General features: G+C 66.8%; 10 protein-coding genes and 1 pseudogene. 7 read left to right on the top strand and 4 right to left on the bottom strand.

Features of this window, described 5'->3' with window-relative positions; all coding sequences use genetic code 11:
- Positions 1–383: 383 nt before the first annotated feature.
- The 4 genes from LGN10_RS30115 to LGN10_RS30100 form a co-directional block, all read right to left on the bottom strand.
- Complete coding sequence (locus LGN10_RS30115; protein WP_059583944.1) at positions 384–1,154, bottom strand: ferredoxin--NADP reductase; 771 nt, start codon at positions 1,152–1,154, stop codon at positions 384–386.
- A 317-nt stretch (positions 1,155–1,471) separates the two neighbouring features.
- The gene (locus LGN10_RS30110; protein ID WP_226225960.1) at positions 1,472–2,287 is read right to left on the bottom strand and encodes an endonuclease/exonuclease/phosphatase family protein; all 816 of its coding nucleotides are present in this window, start codon (positions 2,285–2,287) and stop codon (positions 1,472–1,474) included.
- 5 nt (positions 2,288–2,292) lie between these two features.
- Positions 2,293–2,781, bottom strand: coding sequence for a hypothetical protein (locus tag LGN10_RS30105; protein WP_226225958.1), 489 nt, complete (start codon positions 2,779–2,781; stop codon positions 2,293–2,295).
- Between the two features lie 146 nt (positions 2,782–2,927).
- On the bottom strand, positions 2,928–3,662 hold the full coding sequence (locus LGN10_RS30100) for a nitroreductase (RefSeq protein ID WP_059584035.1): 735 nt from the start codon (positions 3,660–3,662) through the stop codon (positions 2,928–2,930).
- Between the two features lie 242 nt (positions 3,663–3,904).
- On the opposite strand from LGN10_RS30100, the gene LGN10_RS30095 reads away from it, so the two are divergent.
- The 7 genes and pseudogenes from LGN10_RS30095 to LGN10_RS30065 all read left to right on the top strand — a co-directional run bounded on the left by LGN10_RS30095 (position 3,905) and on the right by LGN10_RS30065 (position 12,133).
- Entirely contained in the window at positions 3,905–4,885 is a 981-nt protein-coding gene (locus tag LGN10_RS30095) for an AAA family ATPase (protein WP_059584034.1), read from the top strand.
- 160 nt (positions 4,886–5,045) lie between these two features.
- Positions 5,046–6,156: pseudogene (locus tag LGN10_RS30090) on the top strand (NAD(P)/FAD-dependent oxidoreductase).
- A gap of 168 nt (positions 6,157–6,324) precedes the next feature.
- Positions 6,325–6,636, top strand: coding sequence for a high-potential iron-sulfur protein (locus LGN10_RS30085; RefSeq protein ID WP_021163765.1), 312 nt, complete (start codon positions 6,325–6,327; stop codon positions 6,634–6,636).
- A gap of 190 nt (positions 6,637–6,826) precedes the next feature.
- Positions 6,827–8,134, top strand: a complete 1,308-nt coding sequence (locus tag LGN10_RS30080) for an MFS transporter (protein WP_059583938.1) — start codon at positions 6,827–6,829, stop codon at positions 8,132–8,134.
- A gap of 319 nt (positions 8,135–8,453) precedes the next feature.
- Positions 8,454–10,082, top strand: a complete 1,629-nt coding sequence (locus tag LGN10_RS30075) for an ABC transporter substrate-binding protein (protein ID WP_059583936.1) — start codon at positions 8,454–8,456, stop codon at positions 10,080–10,082.
- Positions 10,083–10,200: 118 nt separating this feature from the next.
- Complete coding sequence (locus LGN10_RS30070; RefSeq protein WP_059583935.1) at positions 10,201–11,211, top strand: ABC transporter permease subunit; 1,011 nt, start codon at positions 10,201–10,203, stop codon at positions 11,209–11,211.
- A gap of 4 nt (positions 11,212–11,215) precedes the next feature.
- Positions 11,216–12,133: an ABC transporter permease subunit gene (locus tag LGN10_RS30065; RefSeq protein ID WP_006489141.1), complete on the top strand. Its 918-nt coding sequence runs from the start codon at positions 11,216–11,218 to the stop codon at positions 12,131–12,133.

The following is a 12,133-nucleotide window of genomic DNA, read 5'->3' as shown; positions in this document are numbered from 1 at the left end:
GATGACGGTCGCCGCCAGAGAATCGCTCCATGCCGAGGTAACAAAAGTTACATCTTGTAACACATGCATCCGACCCTTCCATGCTCTTCCGAACGGCAACCACGCGCGCCGAATAATATCTCAAAACTACTGAAAACGTCATGTCGGGCGGACATTTAAGGGTAAATGTGAATAATCGGAATGAAGGTGTTGTAGGAAAAACACTGACATCCGACCACCGGGCGATGACGTATCCAAATGTAACTATTTGAGATGGAATGGTCCCAGTTTGTTACGAATTCGCCAAGTGGGGACGAAAAAAACCGGAGCTTTTGCTCCGGTTGTTGATGACGCGCAATGAGGGCCCGATCCCGTTATTGGCGGGAACGGCCCTGCGGGATCGGTCAATCCACGAACGCGCGCTCGATCACGTAGTGGCCCGGCGCGCTGTTCTTGCCTTCGACGAGGCCGGCCTGCTTCAGCAGCTCGGTCGTGTCCTTCAGCATCGCGGTGCTGCCGCACAGCATCACGCGGTCGTTTTCCGGCGAGAACGCCGGCACGCCGAGATCCGTGAACAGCTTGCCCGTCGCGATCAGGTCGGTGATCCGGCCTTCGTTGTCGAACGCTTCGCGCGTGACCGTCGGGTAGTAGACGAGCTTTTCCTTGATGATGTCGCCCAGGTACTCGTGGCCCGGCAGGTCATGCTTGATGTAATCCATGTACGCGAGCTCGCCCTTCAGGCGGCACGTGTGGGTCAGGATCACCTTGTCGAAGCGGTCGTAGATGTCCGGATCGCGGATGATCGACATGAACGGCGCGAGGCCCGTGCCGGTCGACAGCATCCACAGCGTCTTGCCCGGCAGCAGGTTGTCGGCGACCAGCGTGCCCGTCGGCTTCTTGCCGATCAGCACCGTGTCGCCCACCTTCAGGTGCTGCAGGCGCGACGTCAGCGGGCCGTTCTGCACCTTGATGCTGAAGAATTCGAGATGCTCTTCGTAGTTCGGGCTGACGATCGAGTAGGCGCGCGCGAGCGGCTTGCCGTCGACTTCGAGGCCGACCATCGTGAATTCGCCGTTGTTGAAGCGCAGGCTCGGCTCGCGGGTGCAGGTGAAGCTGAAAAGCGTGTCGGTCCAGTGATGGACGGATTGGACGGTGGCGGTGTCGTATTTGCTCATGGCTTTGAAAACGGACGCGCGTAGCGGACGCGTGTAACGGGCCCAAAAACGGGCAAAAAAACCGAGTGCGTCGGCCCGATCGCGGATCGGCCGGCCGGCGCGTCGGACACGCGCCTTCTCGATGACAGACGTTTGAGGAACTCGTTATTTTACCCTGCTTGGGGCAGATGCGGGCTTGACCCGCGCGGCCGCGCGGATTTGGCGCAACGCATCCTTTCAATGGGCTTTCGGCGATCGGCCGCGCTCGACCATGCGTTTCGCGCCGAGGCCGACACGTTCGGGCGGCGCGTTGACGGCAGCGCGCGGCCGCCGGCGCGTTACTGCGGATCGAGGCGCAGCCGCGCGATGTACGGCAGGTGGTCCGACAGCCAGGCGGCTTCGCCGGACGGCGCGCGCCATTCGAGCGGCGTCAGGCCGCGCACGAACATCTTGTCGAGCGCGAGCGCCGGCGAGAACGCGGGGAACGTGCGGCCCGATTCACCGAGCAGCGTCGCGACCTCGGACAGCCCGATCTCGCCGAACAGCGCGACCGAATCGTTGCGCCAGTCGTTGAAGTCGCCGGCGAGCATCAACGGGCCGTCGCCCGCGTTGCGCACGATCCAGTGCGCGATCCAGTGCATCTGGCGCAGCCGCGCGGCGCGCGTGAGCGCGAGGTGCGCGCACAGCAGCGTGACCGGGCGCGCGCCCGCGAGCGTCGCGCGCGCAACCAGCAGCCCGCGCCGCTCGAAGCGGTGCGCGGAGATGTCCCAGCGGCCGCCGAGGTCGAGCGGATGCTGCGACAGGATCGCGTTGCCGTGCCGCCACGACGGCTTGAACACGTTCGGCCCGAGCGCGATCTGCCAGTCGAGCGCCTGCGCGATCTCGGTGGCCTGGCAATGCCACACGTCGTCGACCGCGTCGTCCATCGGCGAGCCGAAGCCCGGTGCGAGCATCGGGCGCGGCATGCGGCGCGCCATCGCTTCCTGCAGAAAATACACGTCGGCGTGCATCGACTGCATCCAGTCGCGCATCGCGTTCCACGCGGTGAAGCCGAGCGGCGAGCGGCCCTTGTGCAGGTTCCAGCTCACGGCGGTGATTTCGTCGGGCGCGGCGTGCGGCTCGGCGAACGGCAGGGACAGGGCGTCGGCGGACATGACGCTCAATCCTTCGCGACGTGCGCACGCACGCGGTACACGAGATGCGGATGCTGCTCGACGAGCGTCCAGTCGGTCCATGCATCGCCCCCGACCGCCAGGCCGGGGTGGCTCGCGACGATCTGCCGCGGCGCCGCGGGCACGCACGCATCGCCATGCGTCGCATTGTCGTCGTCGAGCGTTTCCTGCACGTCGAGCCCGAGCGACACGGTGTGCGCGCTGGCGTCGACGGCGAGCGGGGCGACCGTCACCGAGCGCGAGCGCTCGGTCGGCACGACGCGCGCGGCATTGCCGCAGCCCACCGGCACGGAGGACGGATAGCGATGGGTATCGGTGCGGGACTGCCCCACGGTGGTGTTTTGCTGGAACGTGTCGATCGTCTGACCGTCGCGCACCACCTGGATTTCCCATGCGACGACGGCCGGCGCGGGGCTCTGCGCATGGGCGGCGAGCACGATGCTCGCAAGCAGGACGGCCAGGCCGTGTTTCAGCATGAAACGTCTCCGGAAACGCGCGATAGCGGGGAACGGACGCACATCTTACGCCCGATCGATTTCGGCCGTGATGTGACAGGACGTGCCGCGGCAGGTTCGCAGCACGATGCGGTCCTGCCCGACAAGTGAGGCCGCGTCATGCGTTTTCAAGCGAAAAAGCGCGTGAACTCGGCGACGCTCGCGCGCTCGGTGACGAGGCGGTTCTCGATCGCGTCGGGGTCCGCATGGCCGAGCGCCATGCCGCAGACGAACTGCTCGTTGGCGGGAATGCCGAGGTGTTCGGCGACGATCCGGTGAAACGGCACGAACGCGGCCTGCGGGCAGGTGTCGAGGCCGCGGGCGCGCGCCGCCGTCATCACGCCCTGCAGGAACATCCCGCAGTCGAGCCACGCGCCCTGCGCCATGATGCGCTCGAGCGTGAAGAACAGCGCGACCGGCGCGTCGAAGAAACGGAAATTGCGCGCGTGCTGCGCGTGCATGCGCGCCTTCTCGTCGCGGCGGATGTTCAACAGCCCGTACAGGTCCCAGCCGACCTTGCGGCGCCGGTCGAGATACGGCGACACCCATTCGCGCGGGTAGTAGTCGTATTCGGCGACGTATTTCTCGTCGCGCGCGGGATCGTCGTAGGCCGCGGTGAGCGCGGCCGCGAGCGCGTCGCGCGTCGCGCCCGTGGCGACGTACACGCGCCACGGCTGGATGTTGGTGCCCGACGGCGCGCGGCTCGCGGCTTCGAGGATCGCCTCGATCGTGTCGCGCGGCACGGGCGTCGGCAGGAACGCGCGGACCGCGCGGCGCGACTTGAGCGCGGCGTCGACGGCATCGACCGCATCGACGCAACGGAGCGCGTCGGCGTCGACGCGCGGGGAAGCGGGGACGGACATCGGCAACCCTTCGGGCGAGGTGTCAGGCGAGGTGCGGAGCGGCATGCGCGCGGCCGCGATCGGCGAACCCCGCGCGAGCGTCGTGAATTTCCGATGATACGCCGCGGCGCGCGGCCGTGCAGCGTGCGCGCGCTGTTAGCAGCAGACGCGCCCGGCTGCTTGCTTGCGCGGCGATGCGGGATCGCTACACTGAAATCGTAAGGGTCTGATGCATGTATGACGGCAAGTGCAGCGAGGTGAGTATGACGACGGCGATGGTGAAACATGAACTGGCGGTGGCGTCCTTCAGCACGGTGTACGACCTCGAGCAGGTCGAGACGGCGCTGGGCGACCTGAACGAGAGCGCGAGCGACGCACTGCGCTCGACCTACGAGAAGATGCTCAAGACGGGGAATCTGCGTTTCTGCGTGAAGCCGAACCGGATGCCGTCGTTCGACGCGCTCGGCGAGGCGTTGCCGAATTTCGGCGAGCCGCTCGACGACGTGCGCAAGCAGATCGCGCTGTGCCTCGAAACGGACGACCGGCTCGAACTGATGCCGATCCTGCTGCTCGGGCCGCCCGGGATCGGCAAGACGCATTTCGCGAAGGCGCTCGCGCAGCTGCTCGGCACCGCGTATCACTACGTGCCGATGAGTTCGCTGACGGCCGGCTGGATCCTGTCGGGCGCGTCGTCGCAATGGAAGAACGCGAAGCCCGGCAAGGTGTTCGATGCGCTCGTGAACGGCAGCTACGCGAACCCGGTGATCGCCGTCGACGAGATCGACAAGGCCGGCAGCGATGCGCAATACGATCCGCTCGGCGCGCTGTACGCGTTGCTCGAGCACGACACCGCGCGCGCGTTCGTCGACGAATTCGCGGAAGTGCCGATCAACGCGGGCAACGTGATCTGGATCGCGACCGCGAACGACGCGCAGGCGATTCCGGAGCCGCTGCTCAACCGGATGAACGTGTACGAGATCGCGCCGCCTGATGCGGCCGGCGCGCGCCGGATCGCGCAGACGATCTACGACGAGATCCGCACGTCGCATGCGTGGGGGCGGCGCTTCCCCGAGACGCTCGGCGACGATGCGCTCGACGTGCTGGCCGCGACGCCGCCGCGCACGATGCGCCGCGCGCTGCTGCACGCGTTCGGCGCGGCGCGGCTCGACGGCCGCGATGCGATCGGGCCGGCCGACATCCGCGCCGACGAAGGCGCGGCGAAGCGCCGGCCGATCGGCTTCTGACGCGGCCGGGCGCGCACGGCCGCGGCGCGCGCGCGTGGCGTTCGTGGCGCGCGCGCCCGCATCGTCGGCCTCGTCGCGATGCGCGGGCGTTCGGCAAGCGGGCGAACCGGGACGTACAATCGTCCTCTCTCCCTTCGACGCGCGAGCAGCGCGAAAAGCCATGGAGCAGACGGATTGTGTCGTGATCGGCGCGGGTGTCGTCGGTCTGGCGATTGCACGCGAACTGGCCGCGCGCGGGCGTGAAACGATCGTGCTCGAGGCGGCCGACGCGATCGGCACGGGCACGAGTTCGCGCAACAGCGAGGTGATTCACGCGGGGCTCTACTATCCGCGCGGGTCGCTGAAGGCGACGTCGTGCGTGCATGGGCGCGACCTGCTGTACGAGTTCTGCGACACGCATCACGTGCCGCACCGGCGCACCGGCAAGCTGCTCGTCGCGACGAGCGCCGCGCAGGTGAAGCAGTTGAAGGCGATCGCCGCGCGCGCGGCCGAAAACGGCGTGCTCGACCTGTTGCCGCTCACGCGCGCCGAGGCGCAGACGCTCGAGCCCGCGCTCGAATGCGTCGAGGCGCTGTTCTCGCCGTCGACCGGCATCGTCGACAGCCATCAGCTGATGCTCGCGCTGCTGGGCGACGCGGAACGCGACGGCGCCGTATGCGCGCTGCACGCGCCGGTCGAATCGATCGACGTGCTGCGCGGCGGGCGCTTCGTCGTGCGCACCGGCGGCGCCGTGCCGGCCGAGATCGACGCCGCGTGCGTGATCAACAGCGCGGGGCTCGGCGCGCAGGCGCTCGCGCGCCGTACGCGCGGCCTCGATCCGCGCTGGGTGCCGCCGCTCTATCTCGCGCGCGGCAATTATTTCAGCCTGTCCGGCCGTGCGCCGTTCTCGCACCTGATCTACCCGATGCCCGAGCGCGCGGGGCTCGGCGTGCACCTGACGTTCGATCTCGGCGGGCAGGCGCGCTTCGGCCCGGACGTCGAGTGGTGCGATTCGCTGCGCTACGAAGTCGATCCGGCGCGCGCGGGGGGCGTTCTATGCGTCGATCCGCGCGTTCTGGCCGGGCCTGCCCGACGATGCGCTGCAGCCCGCGTACGCGGGCATCCGGCCGAAGCTCGCGGGGCCCGGCGAGCCGCCGGCCGACTTCATCGTGCAGGGCGCCGCGCAGCACGGCGTGCGCGGGCTCGTGAACCTGTTCGGCATCGAGTCGCCGGGGCTGACCGCGTCGCTCGCGCTCGCGCAGCGCGTGGGCGACATGGTGTCGCGCGCGTGACGCATGGGCCGCCGCCGCGCGGGCCGGCCGCGTGAAGCGCGTGTGAAGCCCGTGTGAAATCCCTTATCTCCGGCATTTCGGCGCGCACATTTATTCGCTTGAGCGTTATTCTGTTGGACGCCGTCGCCAGAACGGCTTTCAAACCGATAACGTTGGAGCGAGTCCCCCATGAAAACATCCCGTCGGAGTTTCCTGATTACGAGCATTGGTGCCGTGTCCGCGCTGGCGCTGTCGCGCGAAGCACTGGCCGATGCGCCGATGCTGTCGGAAACCGATCCGACCGCGGTGGCGCTCGGCTACAAGGCCGATGCCACGAAGGTCGACAAGACGAAGTACCCGAAATACGCCGCGGGCCAGGATTGCGCGGCCTGCATGCTGTACCAGGGCAAGAAGGGCTCGGCTTCGGGCCCGTGCGGCGCATTCCCCGGCAAGCAGGTGTCGGCGAAGGGCTGGTGCAGCGCCTTCTCGAAGATGGGTTGAGGCCCGTGCGGCATCGTGCGATGCCGCAATGCGGCGAAAACCGCAAACGCCCGCCGTCGTTCGATGGCGGGCGTTTTTTTAATGCTTGAAAACGGTTCCGTCGCTTTCTACACTCGCTGCACGCCAGCGCGCCGCGGCACCCCGCGCGCCGAACCGCCCGATACGGCGAATCCACGAGGACGAGGCACGCATGGCGACGATTGCGAATTCAACGAAAACGACCCGGCCCGAGCGCGCGCTGAACCGGCGTGCCGTCGTGGCGGCCGTGATCGGCAATGCGCTCGAGTGGTACGACTTCACGGTGTTCGGCTTCATGACGGTCGTGATCGCCGAGCTGTTCTTCCCCACCTCCAGCGAATACTCGTCGCTGCTGCTCACCACCGCGACGTTCGGCGTCGCATTCTTCATGCGCCCGATCGGTGGCATCGTGTTCGGCCTGTACGCGGACCGCGCGGGCCGCAAGGCCGCGCTGTCGCTCGTGATCCTGCTGATGACGGCCGGCATCTTCCTGCTCGCGATCGCGCCGCCGTATGCGGCGATCGGCATCGGCGGCCCGCTCCTGATCGTGCTCGGCCGCCTGCTGCAGGGCTTCTCCGCGGGCGGCGAATTCGGCAGCGCGACGGCGCTGCTGATCGAGGCCGCGCCGTTCTCGAAACGCGGCTTTTACGGCAGCTGGCAGATGGCGAGCCAGGCGGCCGCGCTGCTGATCGGCGCGCTCGTCGGCGCGGCCGTCACGCGCGGGCTGTCGCCCGACGCGCTGCGCAGCTGGGGCTGGCGCGTGCCGTTCGTCCTCGGGCTCGTGATCGGCCCGATCGGCTTCTACATCCGCCGCCATCTCGCGGATTCCGAAGCATTCCTGCATGCGCAGCAAAGCGCGCGCCGCGCGACGCTCGGCGAAGTGTTCACGCGCCACCCGCGCGAGGTGCTGTGCGGGCTCGGCTCGGTGATCGCGCTCACCGTGACGATCTACGTACTGATCAGCTATCTGCCGACGTTCGCGGTGAAGCAGCTGAAGCTGCCCTATGCGGAATCGTTCTACGCGGTGATCGCGGGCAACCTGCTGCTGATGGTGCTGTCGCCGGTCGCGGGCGCATGGTCGGACCGCATCGGCCGCAAGGGGCTGTCGCTGTGGTCGCTCGTGCTGACGCTCGCGCTGATGTATCCGCTGTTCGCGTGGCTCGACGCGGCGCCGAGCATCGGGCGGCTGATCGCGGTGCAGGCCGTGCTGTCGGTGACGCTCGCGGGCTACTACGGGCCGTTCGGCGCGATGATCGCCGAGCTGTTCCCGGCCAACGTGCGCTCGACCGGGCTGTCGATTGCGTACAACGTCGCGGTGATGCTGTTCGGCGGCTTCGGGCAGTTCATCGTCACGTGGCTGATCAAGGTCACGGGCACGCCGCTCGCGCCCACCTACTACGTGATGGCGGGCATCGCGCTGTCGATCGTCGCGGTCGCGTTCGTGCCCGCGCGCAGCGCCGACCTCGATGCGCCGGCGTGAGCGCGTGACGGATCGAATGCCGTCATTACATCGTTTCGCAAAACGCAACGATCGGCGGCCGAACGACGAAGATCGCGTGTCGCACCTTCGTGTTCGCGTCCGGATTGTTTAGTCGCCGAACGAAACACGCGCGAAATGAACGGAATCGCCGCTCACGCGCGCTGTCGCATTTTTTACCCACACTAAACATCGGCAAAAACCCGGCGGGCGTCTAGAAGAGTTTTTTCTCCAGCTTGTTGCAGAATCGCTAGCTCAAGTAATATCCGCGTACGCCGGCTCCCTGGCGGGACCGGTTCCGATCTGGAGACCTGGAGGAAACATGGAATACAACCGTCTGTTGCACACCCTGCGTGTTACCGCCATGGCAGGCGTGGCAGCGGCATCGCTCGGCGTCGCGGGTTCTGCATTCGCACAGATCCCGAACAAAACGCTCGTCTACTGCTCAGAAGGCAGCCCGGCGGGTTTCGATTCCGCGCAATTCACGACCGGCGTCGATTTCACCGCCGCCACGTTCACCGTCTACAACCGCCTCGTCGAATTCGAGCGCGGCGGCACGAAGGTCGAGCCCGGCCTCGCCGAGAAGTGGGACGTCTCGTCCGACGGCAAGGTGTACACGTTCCACCTGCGCCATGGCGTGAAGTTCCACACGACCGACTTCTTCAAGCCGACGCGCGAATTCAATGCGGACGACGTGCTGTTCACGTTCCAGCGCATGCTCGACCCGAACAATGCGTTCCGCAAGGCGTACCCGGTGTCGTTCCCGTACTTCACCGACATGGGCCTCGACAAGCTGATCACGAAGATCGAGAAGGTCGATCCGTACACCGTGAAGTTCACGCTGGCCGAGCCGAACGCGCCGTTCATCCAGAACATGGCGATGGAATTCGCGTCGATCCTGTCGGCCGAATACGGCGACCAGCTGATGAAGGCCGGCAAGGCCGCCGACATCAACCAGAAGCCGGTCGGCACGGGCCCGTTCATCTTCCGCAGCTATACGAAGGACGCGACGATCCGCTTCGACGGGAATCCTGATTACTGGAAGAAGGGCGAAGTGAAGCTGTCGAAGCTGATCTTCTCGATCACGCCGGATCCGGGCGTGCGCGTGCAGAAGATCAAGCGCAACGAATGCCAGGTGATGAGCTATCCGCGCCCGGCCGACATCGCGACGCTGAAGGCCGACTCGGGCATCGACATGCCGTCGCAGCCGGGCTTCAACCTCGGCTACCTCGCGTACAACGTCGAGCACAAGCCGGTCGACAAGCTCGAAGTGCGTCAGGCGCTCGACATGGCGATCAACAAGAAGGCGATCCTCGATTCGGTCTACCAGGGCGCCGGCCAGGCCGCGACCGCGCCGATGCCGCCGACCCAATGGTCGTACGACAAGAACCTGAAGATGGCCGCCTACGACACCGCGAAAGCGAAGGCGCTGCTCGCGAAGGCCGGCTTCCCGAACGGTTTCGAGATCACGCTGTGGGCGATGCCGGTGCAGCGCGCGTACAACCCGAACGCCCGCCTGATGGCCGAGATGATCCAGGCCGACTGGGCGAAGATCGGCGTGAAGGCGAAGATCGTCACGTACGAATGGGGCGAGTACATCAAGCGCGCGCACGCGGGCGAGCAGGACACGATGCTGATCGGCTGGACGGGCGACAACGGCGATCCGGACAACTGGCTCGGCACGCTGCTCGGCTGCGAGGCGATCAAGGGCAACAACTTCTCGCACTGGTGCTACAAGCCGTTCGACGAGCTGATCCAGAAGGGCCGCACGACGACGGGCCAGGATGCGCGCACGAAGCTCTACACGCAGGCGCAGCAGATCTTCGCGCAACAGCTGCCGTTCTCGCCGATCGCGAACTCGACGGTCTACCAGCCGGTGCGCAAGAACGTGGTCGACATGCGTATCGAGCCGCTCGGCTATGCGCGTTTCGACGGTGTCAGCGTGAAGTAACGGGGCTGGCGTAAGCTGTCGTCATTGAGAAAACCGGCTTGAAACCATCCGGCGGCGAGGGGCCAGAAGCCCCTCGTCGCCGGTCGCACATTTCCCACAAGAAAATACGAGACGCATCATGTTCAGATTCGTGTTGCGCCGCGTGGGGATGGTGATCCCGACCTTCATCGGCATCACCATCCTGGCGTTTGCGCTGATTCACCTGATACCGGGCGACCCCATCGAAGTGATGATGGGCGAGCGCGGCGTCGATCCCGCGATGCATGCGGAGGCGATGAAACGCCTCGGGCTCGACCAGCCGCTGCCGCTGCAGTATCTGCACTACATCGGCCGGGCGCTGCACGGCGACCTCGGCATGTCGATCATCACCAACACGAGCGTCGCGGGCGAATTCTTCGCGCGCTTCCCGGCGACCGTCGAACTGTCGCTGTGCGCGCTCGTGTTCGCCCTCGCGGTCGGGCTGCCGGCCGGCGTGATCGCCGCGCTGCGGCGCGGCTCGGTCATCGATCACGGCGTGATGGGCACCGCGCTCACCGGCTATTCGATGCCGATCTTCTGGTGGGGGCTGATCCTCATCATGGTGTTTTCGTCGACTCTCGGCTGGACGCCCGTGTCGGGGCGCATCGCGGTCGAATACGATTTCCCGCACCCGACCGGCTTCATGCTGATCGACGCGCTGCTCGCGCCGGACGAAGGCGCGTTCAAGTCGGCGGTGAGCCACCTGATCCTGCCCGCGATCGTGCTCGGCACGATCCCGCTCGCGGTGATCGCGCGGATGACGCGCTCGTCGATGCTCGAAGTGCTGCGCGAGGACTACATCCGCACGGCTCGCGCGAAGGGGCTGTCGCCCGTGCGCGTGGTCGTCGTGCATGCGCTGCGCAATGCGCTGATTCCGGTCGTCACCGTGATCGGCCTGCAGATCGGCACGCTGCTTGCTGGCGCCGTGCTGACCGAGACGCTCTTTTCGTGGCCCGGCGTCGGCAAGTGGCTGATCGATGCGATCGGCCGCCGCGACTATCCGGTCGTCCAGGGCGGCATCCTGCTGATCGCGACGCTCGTGATCGTCGTGAACCTGGTCGTCGACCTGCTGTACGGCGTGCTGAATCCGCGCATCCGCCACACGAGGTAATTCCATGAGCAATCTGCAAAATACCCTGCCGACCGAATCCGCGCCGGCCGGCGGCCGTGCGCTCGCGCTGCGCGAGTTCTGGGCCAACTTCTCGCGCAACCGCGGCGCCGTCGGCGCGGGCATCGTCGTGATCGTGCTGATCGCAGTCGCGCTGCTCGCGCCGCTGATCGCGCCGCACAGCCCGGTCGAGCAATATCGCGACTACGTGAAGATTCCGCCCGCGTGGCTCGCCGGCGGCAACTGGCAATTCATCCTCGGCACCGACGAAGCGGGCCGCGACATCCTTTCGCGGCTGATGTTCGGCGCGCGGATGTCGTTCTGGATCGGCTTCGTGTCGGTCGTGCTCGCGCTGATTCCCGGCATCGTGCTCGGGCTCGTCGCCGCGTTCTTCCAGAAGTGGGCCGACACGCCGGTGATGCGCATCATGGACGTGCTGCTCGCGCTGCCGTCGCTGCTGCTCGCGGTCGCGGTCGTCGCGATCATCGGCCCGGGCCTCACCAACACGATGTTCGCGATCGCGATCGTCGCGCTGCCGGCCTACGTGCGCCTCACGCGCGCGTCGGCGCTCGGCGAGCTGCAGAAGGAATACGTGACCGCGTCGCGCGTGGCCGGCGCCGGCACGCTGCGCCTGATGTTCTCGCAGGTGCTGCCGAACTGCACGGCGCCGCTGATCGTGCAGGCGACGCTCGGCTTCTCGTCGGCGATTCTCGACGCGGCCGCGCTCGGCTTTCTCGGCCTCGGCGTGCAGCCGCCGACCGCCGAGTGGGGCGCGATGCTGGCCTCCGCGCGCGACTACATCGACAACGCATGGTGGATCGTGACGATGCCCGGCCTGTCGATCCTGATTTCGGTGCTCGCGATCAACCTGCTCGGCGACGGGCTGCGCGACGCGCTCGATCCCAAACTGAAACGGATGGCGTGA

It is taken from the genome of Burkholderia sp. AU32262 (genome assembly GCF_020419985.1).
GTDB classification, from domain to species: domain Bacteria; phylum Pseudomonadota; class Gammaproteobacteria; order Burkholderiales; family Burkholderiaceae; genus Burkholderia; species Burkholderia semiarida.
Note: the sequence above shows the minus strand (reverse complement) of the source record. Positions and strands in the feature narration are given on the sequence as shown.